This is a genomic window from Type-D symbiont of Plautia stali (assembly GCF_001485335.1).
Lineage (GTDB): Bacteria > Pseudomonadota > Gammaproteobacteria > Enterobacterales > Enterobacteriaceae > Pantoea > Pantoea vagans_C.
The window spans coordinates 26,818-43,668 of sequence record NZ_BBOC01000004.1; the positions used below are offsets into that span (position 1 = coordinate 26,818).

The 16,851-nt window shown below is 52.7% G+C and carries 13 protein-coding genes; 6 read left to right on the forward strand and 7 right to left on the reverse strand.

The genetic code is table 11. The features are described 5' to 3' along the window. Nucleotides 1-235: 235 nt before the first annotated feature. Nucleotides 236-961, reverse strand: a complete 726-nt coding sequence (ubiG, locus tag PSSD_RS02175; protein WP_039328344.1) for a bifunctional 2-polyprenyl-6-hydroxyphenol methylase/3-demethylubiquinol 3-O-methyltransferase UbiG — start codon at nt 959-961, stop codon at nt 236-238. A 177-nt stretch (nt 962-1,138) separates the two neighbouring features. On the opposite strand from ubiG, the gene gyrA reads away from it, so the two are divergent. Both gyrA and rcsC read left to right on the forward strand, forming a co-directional pair. Beyond that, entirely contained in the window at nt 1,139-3,775 is a 2,637-nt protein-coding gene (gene gyrA / locus PSSD_RS02180) for a DNA topoisomerase (ATP-hydrolyzing) subunit A (RefSeq protein ID WP_058969174.1), read from the forward strand. 166 nt (nt 3,776-3,941) lie between these two features. Continuing rightward, on the forward strand, nt 3,942-6,794 hold the full coding sequence (gene rcsC / locus PSSD_RS02185) for a two-component system sensor histidine kinase RcsC (protein ID WP_039328342.1): 2,853 nt from the start codon (nt 3,942-3,944) through the stop codon (nt 6,792-6,794). 113 nt (nt 6,795-6,907) lie between these two features. Here the strand turns inward: rcsC and rcsB are convergent, their stop codons facing one another. From rcsB to PSSD_RS02200, 3 genes are read right to left on the reverse strand one after another with little or no spacing between them, the layout of a single operon-like run. Further along, nucleotides 6,908-7,558, reverse strand: coding sequence for a response regulator transcription factor RcsB (rcsB, locus tag PSSD_RS02190; protein ID WP_039328341.1), 651 nt, complete (start codon nt 7,556-7,558; stop codon nt 6,908-6,910). A 1-nt stretch (nt 7,559) separates the two neighbouring features. Next, a complete protein-coding gene (rcsD, locus tag PSSD_RS02195) occupies nt 7,560-10,217 on the reverse strand; it encodes a phosphotransferase RcsD (protein WP_058969269.1) in 2,658 nt (885 codons plus the stop codon). 23 nt (nt 10,218-10,240) lie between these two features. Continuing rightward, nucleotides 10,241-11,395 (reverse strand): MFS transporter, encoded by a 1,155-nt coding sequence (locus PSSD_RS02200; protein WP_039328340.1) that lies wholly within the window; start codon nt 11,393-11,395, stop codon nt 10,241-10,243. Nucleotides 11,396-12,312: 917 nt separating this feature from the next. Between PSSD_RS02200 and ompC the strand changes: the two genes are divergently transcribed. Then, nucleotides 12,313-13,413, forward strand: coding sequence for a porin OmpC (gene ompC / locus PSSD_RS02205; protein ID WP_058969176.1), 1,101 nt, complete (start codon nt 12,313-12,315; stop codon nt 13,411-13,413). A 56-nt stretch (nt 13,414-13,469) separates the two neighbouring features. Here ompC and PSSD_RS02210 read toward each other — a convergent pair whose 3' ends face one another. Next, nucleotides 13,470-14,030 carry a TetR/AcrR family transcriptional regulator gene (locus PSSD_RS02210; protein WP_058969178.1) on the reverse strand — a complete coding sequence of 187 codons (561 nt, stop codon included), beginning with the start codon at nt 14,028-14,030 and terminating at the stop codon, nt 13,470-13,472. A gap of 93 nt (nt 14,031-14,123) precedes the next feature. Here PSSD_RS02210 and PSSD_RS02215 point away from each other — a divergent pair, with 93 nt between their 5' ends. Next, nucleotides 14,124-14,579, forward strand: coding sequence for a nuclear transport factor 2 family protein (locus PSSD_RS02215; protein WP_058969180.1), 456 nt, complete (start codon nt 14,124-14,126; stop codon nt 14,577-14,579). Between the two features lie 3 nt (nt 14,580-14,582). On the opposite strand, the gene PSSD_RS27695 is transcribed toward PSSD_RS02215, so the two are convergent. Both PSSD_RS27695 and PSSD_RS27930 read right to left on the reverse strand, forming a co-directional pair. Then, nucleotides 14,583-14,735, reverse strand: a complete 153-nt coding sequence (locus PSSD_RS27695) for a hypothetical protein (RefSeq protein WP_167347653.1) — start codon at nt 14,733-14,735, stop codon at nt 14,583-14,585. A gap of 146 nt (nt 14,736-14,881) precedes the next feature. After that, entirely contained in the window at nt 14,882-14,998 is a 117-nt protein-coding gene (locus PSSD_RS27930) for a response regulator (RefSeq protein WP_231568828.1), read from the reverse strand. A gap of 141 nt (nt 14,999-15,139) precedes the next feature. Here PSSD_RS27930 and apbE point away from each other — a divergent pair, with 141 nt between their 5' ends. After that, nucleotides 15,140-16,177, forward strand: coding sequence for an FAD:protein FMN transferase ApbE (gene apbE / locus PSSD_RS02220; protein WP_058969181.1), 1,038 nt, complete (start codon nt 15,140-15,142; stop codon nt 16,175-16,177). A gap of 15 nt (nt 16,178-16,192) precedes the next feature. After that, on the forward strand, nt 16,193-16,834 hold the full coding sequence (gene alkB, locus PSSD_RS02225) for a DNA oxidative demethylase AlkB (RefSeq protein WP_058969183.1): 642 nt from the start codon (nt 16,193-16,195) through the stop codon (nt 16,832-16,834). The last annotated feature ends 17 nt before the right edge of the window (nt 16,835-16,851 follow it).

The following is a 16,851-nucleotide window of genomic DNA, read 5'->3' on the forward strand; positions in this document are numbered from 1 at the left end:
AAGCCATGATCAACTCTAAGGGCCAGTAACCTCCCGCCCGAAGAGCAAAGCGTCCGCCGCCGGGATGCGGCGGCCGATCTGCATGGATGCATGATTCCTTTGCGATCGGGCGGGGGTGACTGGCCAACTCACCGATCCCACAGCACCAACTCACCGATCCCACAGCACCAACTCGCCGATCCCACCGCGCCCATTCGCCAATCCCACAGCGATCCCACCGCACCCGCGCAAAAACTCAATCCTGGCGATGCGTATGCACCATATAATTCACATCCACGCCACGCCCCAGACGGAACTGATTGGTCAGCGGATTGTAGTGCAGGCCAATCATACCCATCTCACGCAATGGCGTTTCATCGACCCAGTTCAGCAGTTCAGCCGGACGGATGAACTTCTTAACATCATGCGTCCCACGCGGCACCATACGCATCACGTATTCGGCTCCGAACACCGCCAGCAGCCAGGCCTTTGGATTGCGGTTAATCGTCGAGAAAAACACTTCGCCGCCGGGTTTCACTAACTGCGCGCAAGCCAGCACCACCGAACGCGGATCGGGCACGTGCTCCAGCATCTCCATGCAGGTCACCACGTCATACTGCCCGGCATGGCTGGCGGCGTGGTCCTCCACGGTTTGCTGCACATAATTGACGCTGACGCCGCTCTCCAGCGCATGTAAACGCGCCACTTCCAACGGCTCTGCACCCATATCCAGTCCAGTCACATTGGCACCTTCACGCGCCATACTTTCAGCCAGGATGCCGCCGCCGCAACCCACATCCAACACCTTCTTACCAAACAAGCCATTGCTGTGCTGAGCAATCCAGCCAAGACGCAGGGGATTGATACGGTGTAACGGCTTAAATTCACCCTCTAAATCCCACCAGCGTGATGCCACCGCTTCAAACTTGGCGATCTCGGCGTGGTCGACGTTCTGGCGGCTTTCCTGCGGTTGTTCACTCATTGAATCAAGACTCCTGACAAAATATTCCCTCAGTATAAACGCTTAAGTCTCGCCAGCGCATCTCTCACCTGAAAGGAAAAGCGGGATTAAACCCTGCTTAACGTTCACCGTGGGCAAGCAATGTGATATAGTTTCGCACCATTAAAATCCGGGATTATGTAGAGGGATAGCGGCTCCATGAGCGACCTTGCGAGAGAAATTACACCGGTCAATATCGAAGAAGAGTTAAAGAACTCTTACCTCGATTACGCCATGTCGGTCATCGTTGGCCGAGCCTTACCCGATGTGCGTGATGGCCTGAAGCCGGTGCACCGCCGTGTGCTGTTTGCCATGAGCGAACTCGGCAACGACTGGAACAAACCTTATAAGAAATCGGCCCGTGTGGTCGGTGACGTAATCGGTAAATATCACCCACATGGTGATTCCGCTGTTTACGAAAGTATCGTTCGTATGGCCCAGCCGTTCTCCCTGCGCTACATGCTGGTAGATGGTCAGGGTAACTTCGGTTCCGTTGATGGCGACTCCGCTGCAGCGATGCGTTATACCGAAGTCCGTATGGCGAAAATTTCCTCAGAACTGCTGGCTGACCTGGAAAAAGAAACCGTCGATTTCGTCCCGAACTATGACGGCACTGAGCAGATTCCTGAAGTTCTGCCGACCAAAATTCCTAACCTGCTGGTAAACGGCTCGTCCGGTATCGCCGTAGGTATGGCGACCAATATTCCGCCGCACAACTTAACGGAAGTGATCAACGGCTGTCTGGCGTTCATCGAAGATGAAGAGATCACCGTTGAAGGCCTGATGGAACACATCACCGGTCCGGACTTCCCAACCGCAGCGTTCATCAATGGTCGTCGTGGTATTGAGGAAGCTTATCGCACGGGTCGCGGCAAGATTTACATCCGCGCGCGCGGTGAGATCGAGACCGACGCCAAGACCGGCCGCGAAACTATCATCGTCAATGAAATTCCGTATCAGGTGAACAAAGCACGCCTGATCGAGAAAATTGCCGAGCTGGTGAAAGAAAAACGCGTTGAAGGCATCAGCGGTCTGCGTGATGAATCCGATAAAGACGGTATGCGTATCGTTATCGAGATCAAACGCGACGCGGTGGGCGAAGTGGTGCTGAACAACCTCTACTCGCTGACGCAGTTGCAGGTCTCATTCGGCATCAACATGGTTGCGCTGCATCAGGGCCAGCCGAAGATCATGACGCTGAAAGGCATTATCGAAGCCTTCGTGCGCCATCGCCGTGAAGTGGTGACGCGCCGTACCATCTTCGAACTGCGTAAAGCACGTGACCGTGCACACATCCTTGAAGGTCTGGCAATTGCGCTGGCTAACATCGACCCGATCATCGAACTGATTCGTCGTGCACCGACCCCAGCCGAAGCGAAAGCGGGCCTGTTGGCGCAGCCATGGGATCTCGGTAACGTCGCGACTATGCTGGAACGTGCCGGTGATGATGCTGCCCGTCCAGAGTGGCTGGAAGCGCAGTTCGGTATTCGCGACGGTCAGTACTATCTGACTGAACAGCAAGCCCAGGCGATTCTGGATCTGCGTCTGCAGAAACTGACTGGCCTTGAGCATGAAAAACTGCTCGACGAATACAAAGAGTTGCTGGACCAGATCGCCGAATTGATCCACATCCTGCAGAGCGCTGAGCGTTTGATGGAAGTGATCCGCGAAGAGCTGGTGGCAATGCGCGATCAGTTTGGTGATGCACGTCGTACCGAAATCACCGCGAACAGCGCTGACATCAACATCGAAGACCTGATCAATCAGGAAGACGTTGTAGTCACCTTGTCGCATCAAGGGTATGTCAAATACCAACCGCTGACCGACTATGAAGCTCAGCGTCGTGGTGGCAAAGGCAAATCTGCTGCGCGTATTAAAGAAGAAGACTTTATTGATCGTCTGCTAGTGGCCAACACCCATGACACCATTCTGTGCTTCTCTAGCCGTGGCCGTCTGTACTGGATGAAAGTCTATCAACTGCCAGAAGCGAGCCGTGGAGCGCGTGGTCGTCCAATCGTCAACCTGCTGCCGCTGGAAGCCAACGAACGTATCACCGCCATTCTGCCAGTGCGTGAATACACCGAAGGCTTCAACATCTTTATGGCGACCGCGGATGGTACCGTGAAGAAAACGGCCCTGCAGGAGTTCAGCCGTCCACGTAGCGCCGGTATCATCGCTATCAATCTGCGTGAAGATGATGAGCTGATCGGCGTTGCGCTGACCAACGGTAGCGACGAAGCGATGCTGTTCTCTGCCGCGGGTAAAGTGGTGCGCTTTGCTGAGACTGCTGTTCGCGCCATGGGACGTTCCGCATCCGGTGTGCGTGGTATTAAGCTGGCTGAGAATGACAAAGTGGTGTCGTTGATTGTGCCGCGTGAAGAGGGCGCTATCCTCACCGTGACGCAAAACGGTTACGGTAAGCGTACCGCTAACAGCGAGTACCCAACCAAATCACGTGCCACTCAGGGTGTGATCTCAATTAAAGTCACCGAACGTAACGGGCCAGTGATTGGTGCGGTACAGGTGGTGGATGGCGATCAGATCATGATGATCACTGATGCTGGCACACTGGTGCGTACACGCGTGTCAGAAGTCAGCGTGGTGGGTCGTAACACGCAAGGCGTGATCCTGATCCGCACCGCAGAAGACGAAAATGTTGTTGGTCTGCAGCGTGTCGCTGAGCCGGTGGAAGAGGAAGAACTCGACGCCATCGACGGTAGCGTAGCGGAAGGTGAAGATGACATCGCGCCAGAAGTGGATAGCGATGACGCGCCGGAAGCGGACGACGAAGAGTAATCCATCCCCTGGATTATTTAACGGCAGGTCGGGTAACTGACCTGCCGTTTTTTTATCTGAGTTTTACTCCCAAAGTCGCGTGCTGGCTGGCTTTTTAACCCCGATAAAGCTAGTGTATGAGGACTTTTCAACATCCTGACAACACCTTGCCGCCAGTGAGCCTCTTTTGAAATATCTCGTCTCCTTCCGTACCACGCTTCGCATCTCGCGCTATCTTTTTCGCGCACTGGCGTTGCTGCTTTGGGCGCTGGGTGCCTTACTGACCACCTTTTTCATCATCAACGTGCTGCATGAGAAAGAGAACGCGGTTCGTCAGGAGTTTGCGACAAATTATGGTCAGGCCGAGTGGTATGTCCGTCACTCCGCGGATGTGATGCGCGAATTGAAGTACATCACGGAAAATCGCTTGAGTAACAGTGCTAATGGTTTGGATGTGCTGAATGGTTTACCCACCAGTAAAGGCACGTTACCGCAGTTCACGCCGTTATTCTCAGACGGTGATTGCACCTCAATGAGCAACACCTGGCGCAACTCGCTCGATTCGCTCAGCTACTTCATTAACTACTGGAAAAGCAACTTCGCTTCCGCCTATGAGTTGAACCGGGTGTTCTTTATTGGTGGCGAGAATCAGTGCCTGGCGGATTTCACCATTGGCAACAACAACTCCGTTGACCGCGAACGTAGCCTGAAGGCGCTGCGCGAACGCGTGCTGCACTATCGCAGTGGTAATGAAGAAGAGCGGCGTAACCCCATGTATTGGATCACCCCCAGCAGCCAGCCTGGCGTGGGGAATTTCTATATGGTGATGCCGGTTTATGTGGCTAATAAATTGCAGGCGCTGTTAGGTGTTGAACAAAATATTCGTCTGGACGAGTTTATTCAACCTGGCGGGCTGCCGCTGGTGGCGACCATCACGGATGAAAACTATCGACCACTGCTCAGTTCGCGCCGCGGTGGTCCTGGCTATTCACTCGACGATTTACCCGATGACAGCACCTGGTTTGGTTATCTGGATAGTTACCGTCAACTGGTGCTGAAAAAACCGTTGCCGCCGTCCAACCTCAACGTGGTGTGGTCACTCTCGACCGATGTGTTGATGGATCAGCTTAAGCTCATGCTGATTAACGCACTGCTGCTGAATATTCTCAGCGCGCTGGTGCTGTTCACCCTGGCGTGGATTTTCGAGCGCCGCATGTTCCTGCCCGCCGAAGACAATGCGCATCGGCTGGAAGAGCACGAGCAGTTCAACCGTAAAATTGTCGCTTCGGCACCGGTGGGCATCTGTATTCTGCGCACCAGTGATGGCACCAATATTCTCAGTAATGAACTGGCGCACAACTATCTGACACTGCTGACGCAGGAAGATCGCCAGCGCCTGAACGAGATCATCGGCGGACAGCAGGTCAACTTCGTCGACGTACTGACGGGCACCAACACTAACCTGCAAATCAGCTTTGTCCATTCGCGCTATCGCAACGAAAACGTGGCGATTTGCGTGCTGGTCGATGTTTCCGCACGTGTTCGAATGGAGCAGTCGCTGCAGGAAATGGCACATGCGGCGGAACAGGCGAGCCAGTCTAAATCCATGTTCCTTGCCACCGTCAGCCACGAGTTACGCACACCGCTGTACGGCATTATCGGTAACCTCGATTTATTGCAAACCAAGGCATTGCCGAAAGGTGTCGATTCACTGGTGACGGCGATGAATAACTCGTCGAGCCTGCTGTTGAAGATCATCAGCGATATTCTCGACTTCTCGAAAATTGAATCTGAGCAATTGAAGATCGAGCCTCGTCCCTTCTCTCCGCGAGAAGTCATCAATCACATTGCCGGTAACTACCTCTCGCTGGTGGTGCGTAAGCGCCTGACGCTGTATGTGTTTATTGAGAATGACGTACCGCTGACGCTGGAAGGCGATCCGATGCGTCTGCAACAGGTGATTTCCAACCTGCTGAACAATGCGATCAAGTTCACCCACACCGGCTGCATTATTCTGCATGCCTATGTGAGGGAGGGATATCTGGCCTTCCGTGTGCGTGATACGGGGGTAGGTATTCCCGCCAAAGAGGTCACGCGCCTGTTTGACCCGTTCTTCCAGGTTGGGTCCGGTGTGCAGCGCAACTTCCAGGGAACCGGGCTGGGGCTGGCTATCTGCGAAAAGCTGATCAACATGATGGACGGCGATATTGAGGTCGACTCCGAGCCAGGCATGGGCAGTCAGTTTGTGGTGCGTATTCCGATTTACGCGGGCCAGCAACCTGCACCTCCGTTATTGGATGGATTGCAGGAAAAGGCCATCTGGCTTGACCTGCGCAATGACTATCTCGCCAAATTCCTGCAACGTTTACTGCAACAGCAGGGCATCCAGGTCGCCGACTATCAGGGGCAGGCGTCAAGTGATGATGTCATTATCAGCGATCATGATGACTTGCCTGCGCATCCCGTGGGCGCCCGCATCCGTATTTGCGGTGCGCATATCGATATGCCGCTGGAAAGCGCGCCAGGCCAATGGGTGCACAGTACCGCGACCTTACATGACCTGCCGCTGCTGTTAGGCCGCATCTACCGCATCAATATTAATAGTGATACCACCAGCACTCCGCAGCTGCCGCTGGTGCAGGAAGCCGCAAACTACGATGACATCATGGTGCTGATAGTTGATGACCATCCCATTAACCGCATGCTGCTGTCAGAGCAGTTGGGCACGTTGGGCTATCAAACCAAAACCGCTCAGGATGGTGTCGATGCCCTGAACGTGTTGAGTCGCAATCATATCGACATTGTATTGAGCGACGTCAACATGCCGAATATGGATGGCTACCGACTGACTCAGCGCTTACGCCAGTTGGGACATGCATTCCCGGTGATTGGTGTGACAGCAAATGCTTTGGCAGAAGAGAAGCAGCGTTGTATGGATGCGGGTATGGATAACTGTCTGTCTAAACCGGTCACGCTGGATGTGTTGAAAACAACCTTAGCGATTTACGCGGAGCGGGTCAGGAAAAGCAGGGAAGGGTAAGCTGGCCGCCATAAATGGTGACCCTACGAGTGCGAAGGGGGATGCCATCACCTGTAGGGTGCGCATTCATGCGCACTAAGACAAACTGGCGCACCGAAGTGCGCCTGTTATGATTAGTCTTTGTCGATCTGGGTGGCGCTAACAGATGAGAGGTAGTTCAGCAGCGCGATATCGTTATCCACGCCCAGTTTCATCATCGCTGATTTCTTCTGGCTACTGATGGTTTTGATACTGCGGTTGAGCTTTTTGGCAATCTCAGTCACGAGGAAGCCTTCTGAGAACAGACGCAGTACTTCACTCTCTTTCGGTGACAGGCGTTTGTCTCCGTAACCACCGGCACTGATCTTCTCCAGCAGTTTTGCCACGCTTTCCGGCGTATATTTCTTGCCTTTCTGCAGGGCCGCCAACGCTTTTGGCAGATCGGTAGGCGCGCCTTGTTTCAGCACGATCCCTTCGATATCCAAATCCAACACGGCACTCAGGATCGCTGGGTTATTGTTCATGGTCAGAACGATAATTGAGAGATCCGGATAGTGACGTTTGATGTATTTAATCAGGGTGATGCCATCACCGTACTTCTCGCCAGGCATGGAGAGATCGGTGATTAACACGTTCGCATCGAGTTTGGACAAGCTGTTGATCAGTGCTGTTGAGTCTTCGAACTCACCTACAACGTTGACCCATTCGATCTGTTCCAGAGATTTACGGATACCGAACAGAACGATCGGATGGTCATCGGCAATAATTACGTTCAAGTTATTCATCTTATTGGTTACCTTGCTGCAGCAGTTGGTTGACGTACGCGTCAATTTCACTGGTGGTATTTTTAATGGTTAAATCGTCACATGCTTTTATGTGTTGTTCTAACGCTTCACATAGCAGTTTACCTGGTACCAGATTTAACATGGCAAATACGCCTTTCAGGCGATGTGCTGTCTGAGCAAGCGAGGGATAATCCTTTTCCGCGGCTTCAGTATACAGTCTCTTCACATCAGGCGGTACTGTCTCGGTAAACAGCTGGAAATAGCCGCCGCTTAATAGCGGGGTGGCAGCTTCATCTTCGCTACTCTCCTCTATCAAATCATGCGCCATTTGTTTCTCAATCAGCGCGAGCAACGCATCAAGCAGCGCATTGCTCAGGTTGAAGTTGACCCGAATTTGCTGCTCGTTTAAAACGCGATATCCCATTTCGTCATCGGCCAGCAGTAATGACCAGCCGCTCAGGCGTGTTGGATCATCGGTGACCAGCACGTCATGTTCCTGCCCTGACAGACGTTCGTCAGAGGTCAGGCAATTTGCTCCCCAGTTTTCCAGATGGCGGCAAACAATTTTGTGTACGTCTTCCACCGCGATATCGACCAGTGCAGTGACGCCTTCCAGCAGCTTCTCTTCCTGCTCGCCTTGCTGTTCCAGCGCCAGCGGCAATTGAATGTTGTAGCGCGAACCGATATCGGGTTTGGCAATGATCTCAAGCTGCCCACCCATTTGCTTACACAACTGCTTGCACAGGAAGAATGCCATGCCTGAGGCCTGGCCAAAGCGGTCTTGCGTGGTTTCACCCAGGTAAGGGAAATCGACATTCGCCAGTTCGTCCACACTCAGTCCGGAGCCGGTGTCGACTAACTGCAGCAGTACGCTGTTCGGCTTGCTTTCACTGGCTTTGATTTCCAGCGTAATCTTGCCCCACTGCGTGGTCGTCAGCGCATAGTGCATTAGCGTGGTCAGCACCTTACGCAGCGCGCGGCGATCGCCAAAACGCATCTCGTCGCTGGCAAGGTGATTATTCATCACCAGTGACAGCCCTTTGCGGCGCATCAGCGGAAGACTTTCTAAGGCGATTTCGTCCAGCAGCTCTTGCAAGTTGAACACGCTGGCATCCGGTGACCAGTCGTGCGCTTCCAAGCGGTTGAGCAAGACGATGTCATCCACTAATCGTGCCAGACCCTGACTTTCGTCGAGCAGATCCAGCACTGTCTCATCATCATCACGCTGACTGAGCTGGACTAACTGCGCCACCATGCTCTCCAGTGGGCGGTTTAACGCGTGACCCAAATTTTGCATCAACTGCTGGCGCATCTGGTGATTACGATCCAACACCTGCTGCGCTTTTTGCAGCTTTTTATTGACCAGTAATTCACGATCCTGATCGCGCATCATAAACAATTGCGTATGAGCGGACAGCACACTGCGCGCGTGGCGAATCTCATACACCTCATTGTTGATGGTCGCCTGCAATACCCCCTGGTGTTGATCGGACATATTGATGATTTTTTGCAGATTCAGGTGCGGTAACAGGTGTTCGGCAATCTTGTTACTCAATAGCGTACGGTTGGTGGCGAAGTCATATACCAGCAGACCAACCGGCAAACTGGCCACAATCTCTTCATTTAACATCCGCAGCGAGTCAAGTTCCGCACTCTGGTTCTCATTCGGGCGCAGCGATTGCTGGCGTAACAGGGTGATGCCGGCAATCGAGAGCAGGAACAGCACCAGGTTAATCAACAGTGGCCACATCAGGTTGTGCAGGGTATCCAGCGCCAGACTGGTCAGCGGCACACGATAAACCAGCTGCAGCGAGGTGCTTGGCAATGATGCGGCAATTTCAAGATTAGGATTCGCCAGCGTCACATGTGTGCTTTCGCTGCTGGCATCATCACTACTGGTGCTGGTTGTCTGCGTTGCATCCTGAATCAGCTGGAAATTCTCCAGTGGCATGCTGTGTGGGATCAAATCGTTGATGGGTAAATCAAATGCCACTACGGTTGCTAAGTGACCAGGCTGGTTGAAGGTGGTGCGCAGCGTAAAGTAGTGATCGTTCTGCCAGGCAAAATGTCGCAGTGGCGAGAAGCTTTCGCGTTCATCCAGTGCATTCGCCTGTTGCAGCATTTCGGCACGGCGGCTATCGACCAGCGTATTAATCGCGCTCTCTTTATAGCGTGTTGCCATGTCTTTCAGCGGCAGCGTGGAGATCATGATCAGACTATTGTCCTGACCATTGAGAAAATACATAGACCAGGTGGGATTCTCAGCGCCCCACAGCGTATCGAGATAGTTGGACATGCGCATGGTCATGTCCAGTGTGCTGCTGTCGTGCGAACCGAAGATCAACGCTTCCGTTTTACGGCGCGTCTTTTCCAGGTAGTAGACATCCGGGCGTAATCGGGTTTCCTGCAGATTACTGTTGGGGGCAGAACCGGCGGCAGTTGTAGCGAGATTTTCATAAATCTGCCAGGTAGCAAAACGAGAAGCGTCAATGCGCTTCTGAATGGCGCGCGCTAAGTCGGTCATCGCATAGCGCTTCTCGGTTATCCAGGCATTGACGCTATTATGCACCATCGCGCCCAGCGCCAGAAAAAGCACCAGGTTGAACACCACAAAGAAGCGGGTGACGTTACCGGAGGTCAGAGGAAATTTATAAGGCAGCATAGTGTCTCAGGATCCTGCAATTAGCGCGCCACCAGGCGAGCACTGGCGGCAACGGCCAGCAGCAGTAGGGCGATAAACAAAAATGCGCCACTCAAACTGAGCCACTGGGAAATAAATCCGATTAAAGCCGGACCTGAAAGAATACCTGCATAGCCTAAGGTTGTCATGGCAGAAATCGCCCGATTCGACGGCATATCGTGTTGATTCCCCGCGGCATTGAACAGCATCGGCACGGTGTTTGCCAGACCGAAGCCGACTAACAGGAAAGCCAACAAGGCAACCTGTGGCCAGGGAAGTATTACCGCCAGCGTCATCCCTGCTGCGGCTGCCAGTGCGCCAGTCAACATCACCGGATAACGGCCAAAGCGCTGGATGACTTTATCCCCTGTCAGACGGCCCAGCGTCATCGCGATGGAGAAGATGGCGTAGCCCAAACCCGCATGCGCCACACTCATTTCCGGGCTTTGCAGTAGCAACAGAGCACTCCAGTCGAGCACCGCCCCTTCCGCGAGGAACAGGATGAAACACAGTAGGCCGAGGAAAGCGACCCAGCCACGCGGGATTACCAGCCAGGGTTGATCAGGTTGATGCAGGCGTTCTGTCATTAGAGTTGGCAGGCAGATCAAGAGTAACGCGACGATCAAAACCATCACCACCGCCACCGCCTGCAATGGCGTCAATCCACTACTCAGCAGCAAACTCACGCTTCCCGCTCCGATAATCCCGCCGAGGCTGAAAAAACCATGAAAACCCGACATCATCGGTTTGCGTGCTGCTTTTTCTACTTCGACCGCTTGCACGTTCATCGCGACGTCCAGCATGCCCAGTCCGGCACCAAAGATCATCAGGGTGACGGCCATTAGCCATATCTGATCAAGGATGGCGAGCAGCGGCAATATTGCCAGCACCACTAACGTGGAACATAGCATGACACTTCGGCCACCAAAGCGCGCAATCAGTGCCCCCGTCACCGGCATCGCGGCAAGCGAACCGATGCCAAGACACAACAGCAAGCCACCGAGTGATGCACCGCTCAGCGCCAGGCGCTGGCTAGCAAAGGGCACCAGGGGGGCCCACGCGGACATGCTTAACCCGGCAATCAGGAAAACGATGCGTGTACCCAGATTAACTCGTTGATGCAAATTGTTGTGCTGTGCGGCGTCCAGTGCTGTCATAAAAGTGGTTTTATCATTAACTGTTAAAGCGACGAAGTTTAGCACTAAAGCGGGCATCACACCTTAGATCTGGGGCGATCTGGTCGCAGCCGTTATCGTCAGAAACAGGCATATTACCGATATTTTGCCTGCCGTTATGCTTTTCCAGAACTTTCCTGGCAAGGCCCGATCATCGCGTGAGTGACTTAAGTTAAATTCTTTCCTCTCCTTCATGCCCGCCAGAAGCAATAATCTTTAATTAAGGAACGGTCTCAAATGCGCCACAACGTCCTTCTTAAACGACTGAATAACGGCAGAGAATTACCGCATGAATATTAACCTCTTAGGCCGGATAATATTTAAACGATCTTTGTTGTGTGGAAAAATTAACATTGCAGTTTCTTAGCTAACTATTTAACAAAAAGTGCTAAAATTAACAAATAATGTGAAGCGGAAGGGGGCTTAATTTATGGCAGCAAACTATCTTTACGTGGTATTAATTTTGAGCGGAGAATCGCAGACAAAAAAAAAGCCGGACAATCATGTCCGGCGGGAATTAGGGTAAAACAACTCATTCGGGGTGAATGAAGGTAATAATGAAATAAATGATGATAGCGGGAGTAATTGTATGCGTTGAGTAGCCATTTGTTTTATCATTCAGTGCGGAGGGGTTTGTGTTTTTAAATCATTGTTTTTAAATGTATAAAAATTGGTTTATCAATGTGTGCTCTATTTTTTGTTGATCTGTGCTGCTTATAAGTTCCCCGATATTTACATTTAGAAATAACTATTAAATACAATGAAACACTTTTGGAAATTTAGTATCATTTTCGTGATAGATTATTGCCCCGTATAAAATAACAATGGCTTGCCGGCTGAATTTTTAATCGTTCAGTTCGCAGTGGCATAAATAAAGGCACATTACAGAGGGTAATAAAATGAAACGTCGCGTTATCTCCCTGATGATCCCTGCATTGCTGGTTGCAGGATCAGCAAGCGCAGCTGAAATTTATAACAAAGATGGCAACAAATTAGACCTCTACGGCAAAGTCGATGGTCTGCACTATTTCTCTGACAACTCTGGCTCAGATGGTGACCAGTCCTACCTGCGTTTTGGTTTCAAAGGTGAAACCCAGGTTTCTGATCAAATCACTGGCTATGGCCAGTGGGAATACCAGGCAGCCCTGAACACCTCTGAAGCTGAAGGCACCGCTAACAGCTTTACCCGTGTCGGCTTTGCTGGTGTGAAATTCGGCGATGCTGGATCCTTCGACTACGGCCGTAACTACGGCGTAATCTATGACGTTGCAGGCTGGACTGACGTATTGCCAGAGTTTGGTGGTGATACTTACGGCGCGGATCAGTTCATGTTCCAGCGCGGTAACGGCATGGCGACCTACCGTAACTCCAACTTCTTTGGTCTGGTGGACGGCTGGAACTTCGCAGTACAGTATCAAGGCAAAAATGACAACCCAACCGAATCAACCACCGGTCGTGACGTGCTGGGTGAGAACGGTGATGGATACGGCCTGAGCACCACCTATGATCTGGGTGCGGGCTTTGGTATTGGTGCGGCGATGTTCCAGTCTGACCGTACTAACAACCAGAACACCGGCGCTATCCTGGGACGTGGTGATAAAGCGGCAGCCTACACCGGCGGCCTGAAATATGATGCCAACAATATCTACCTGGCGGCAATGTACACCCGTACCAACAACGCAACTCGCTTTGGTTCAAGCAGTGCCACCTCTTACGGCTACGCTGATACCGCTGATAACTGGGAATTGGTTGCTCAGTACCAGTTCGACTTCGGTCTGCGTCCATCCCTGGCGTTCATCTCTTCTCGCGGCAACGTAGAGAACTATGGCGATCAGAACCTGAAAAAATATGTTGATGTGGGCGCAACCTACTACTTCAACAAAAACATGTCGACCTATGTTGATTACCAGATCAACCTGCTGGACGACAACAACTTCACCAATGCGGCTGGCATCAACACTGACGACATTGTGGCGCTGGGTCTGGTTTACCAGTTCTAATACCGACTCTGTAGCAGCGCACTTCGGTGCGCTCTTCGGCGGCCTAAGGGCCGCCGCTACGCTGAACCAAGCAACTGCGCCAAAGCCTCTTTTAATACCCCAACAATCGTTGCCGCATCTTCTCCAATCTGCACCTGAACGATAGCACCTTCGACCAGCAGCACAATCTGCGCGGTTTTCCACTGCTGCTCAGCCGTCAGCCTCTCTGCAATCGCCTGCGCCATGTCTTGTTTATGCTGACGAATCAGCATGCTGGCTTCTTCAAGCGAATTCCCCAACTCTGCTGCCGTATTAATAAAGGCGCAGCCACGGTAATCCGCGTCATTAAACCAACTCAGTAAGGTCGCGGGCAGGGCGCTAATCAGGTCGTTATCCTGCGTCAGAGACATTCTAAATGCTGACATCCAGCGCTGATGACGTAACTGCAAAAACGCCACAATGAGCGCATTCTTCGCCGGGAAGTGGCGATAAAAAGTCACTTTCGTCACGCCAGCTGCGGCAATCACCTTATCCACGCCGGTGGCACGGATGCCCTGTTGATAAAATAATTGCTGAGCGCTGAGAAGAATCCGTTCACGGGCGGTAGCGCTGGCATCAAGTTCTAACGGAGCAAGCATATAAATTTTCCGATCTTACAGGTAGACAGAATTGTCTACATACGGCAGGATGAATCAAGTAGACAGATCTGTCTACATGCAGAGGAGAATATCATGCTGGTGCCCCCATTCAATCAACAAACTGCGCTGCAAAAAGTGCGTATGGCAGAAGACGCCTGGAACAGCTGCGATGCACAGCGTGTGTCGCAGGTATACAGTGAAGATACGCGGTGGCGTAACCGCAGCGAATTCGTTAACGGTCGCGCTGAAGTCCTGTCATTTCTGCAGCGGAAGTGGGCGAAAGAGTTAGAGTATCGCCTGATCAAAGAGTTGTGGGCGTGGCATGAAGACAAACTGGCGGTGCGCTTTGCCTATGAGTGGCACGATGACAGCGGCAACTGGTTCCGCAGTTACGGTAACGAGAACTGGCATTTTGGGGCAGACGGTTTGATGATTCAGCGTTTCGCCTGCATTAATGATCTGCCGATCAAGCCAGAGCAACGCCTGTTTCACTGGCCTGTGGGAAGGCGCCCGGACGATCATCCGGGCTTGAGTGATTTGGGGTTGTAGGCGTTACTGCATCGATCGCCATTTCTTCGCTTTGGGCGCGGGTTGCGCCGGCATGCTAAGCGCCGGCGCGCTACCTTCCATCGCTACGCCTGCTAGCGTAAACGCTGAGAAACGCAGCCATTGCTGCCATTTCTGTTCTGTTTTGTTCTTTTCCATTCTGCACCTCGCTGATGTTCAACCCAGTCTCAACCGTGCAGAATTCATGCCAGATCACCGCTCTCAGCGCCACGCGACTCTTCGCGGCTTTGCTATAGTGCGTCAGCGCTGACGCGGTGCAGAATGATAGTTAGTGGTGCAAAAATTTAACGCCGACGGGAAGGGTAGTGCTGGATAAGGCGATGGCGATAAGTTTGCCAGCAGCGATAAGCCCCAAAAATAAACAGGCCGGCGGATACGGCAACAATCATATAAATCATCATCTGGCGTTCCTGTATTCGTTGTCGTGCGGGAACGAGATATCCTGAGTCAGCTTTGGTTTAACATCAAGCAGCTTTAGCCTGTTTTACAAGTTGTTTATGCTTTGAAACAGGATGAATGAATGCGTTACAGATGAGGTATGGATGTACTTTAAGAATATTCTGCTGATTAGTGCGTTAGCAGTTGGCCTGAGTGGCTGTGACCAAGCACCAACGCGTTCGGCAATGGTGCTGGAAGGTAAAACCATGGGCACGGTATGGCGTGTCAGTCTGGCAGGCGTCGAACCTCAACGTAAAGACGCATTGCAGCAGGTTATTCAGCAGCAGTTAGATCAGGATGACCACGCGCTTTCAACATGGAAAAAAGATTCAGTGCTGTCGCGCTTTAACCAATATCAAGGTAGCGACCCCCAGCCGATCAGTGCTGATATGGCAGACATTGTGGTTGAAGCGTTGCGCATCGGAAAGAAGACCAGCGGCGCGATGGATATCACCGTTGGGCCGTTGGTGAATTTGTGGGGCTTTGGGCCGGTAAAACAGCCCGCGCATACCCCAACGGATGCGGAGATTAACGCTGCCAAAGCGCAGACGGGCCTGCAACACCTGCACGTTATCCAGACGGTTGAGGGGCAGTGGCTGCAAAAAGATCTGCCTACGCTTTATGTGGATCTCTCTACCATGGGGGAAGGGTATGCCACCGATCACCTGGCCCGGCTGATGGAACAACAGGGCATCACCCATTATTTGGTCTCAGTGGGGGGCGCAGTACTCAGTCGCGGCATGAATGCCAGCAATCAGCCTTGGCGTGTGGCGATCCAGAAACCCACCGATCGGGAAAATGCGGTGGAAGCGCGTGTGGATTTGCAAGGGCACGGTATCAGCACCTCGGGGAGCTATCGCAACTATTATGAACTGGATGGTAAGCGAATTTCGCACGTGATCGACCCCGCGACAGGGCGTCCAATCGACCATAAACTGGTCTCGGCAACGGTGATAGCCACCACCGCGCTGGAAGCCGACGGCTGGGATACCGGCTTAATGGTGCTGGGCACAGAACGCGCTAAAGCATTAGCTATAAAAGAGCATCTGGCGGTGTATCTCATCACCAAACAGGGCGAGGGGTTTACGCACTGGATGTCACCGCAATTTAAATCGTTCCTGATCGATCAGGAAGACAAGTAAGCCCGGGAGGCGCATATGTTGGATCTGTTTAGTGAAGAGGCTCCCTGGCAGGAGCCGCTGGCGGAAGGCGCGGTGATTTTGCGCCGCCGCGCACGCGATGAGGCCAATGCGCTTTTGGATGCAATCCATAGCATCGCTGAACAGAACCCGTTTGCCCATCGCATCACGCCGGGTGGTCACCGCATGTCGGTGGCGATGACCAACTGCGGGAATTTAGGCTGGTCGAGCGATTCGCGCGGCTACCAATACACTGAGCAGGACAACAGCAGTGGTCACAAATGGCCGCCGATGCCTGCGCTGTTCCTGCAACTCGCGCAGCAGACCGCGCGCGAGGCCGGTTTTGCCGGCTTTAACCCAGACGCCTGCCTGATCAATCGCTACGAACCCGGGGCAAAGCTGACGTTGCATCAGGATAAAGATGAGAAGGACCTGCGCCAGCCGATCGTTTCCGTCTCATTAGGATTGCCCGCCGTGTTTCAGTTTGGTGGTTTCGAACGCGGCAACGCCACGCAACGTGTCCTGCTGGAACATGGCGATATCGTGGTGTGGGGCGGACCCTCACGCTTGCGCTATCACGGTATTTTACCGCTTAAACCGGGCATTCATCCTGATGCGGGCGCCTTCCGTTACAACCTGACTTTCCGCCGCGCCCATTAACCGGCTGTGGGATGAGA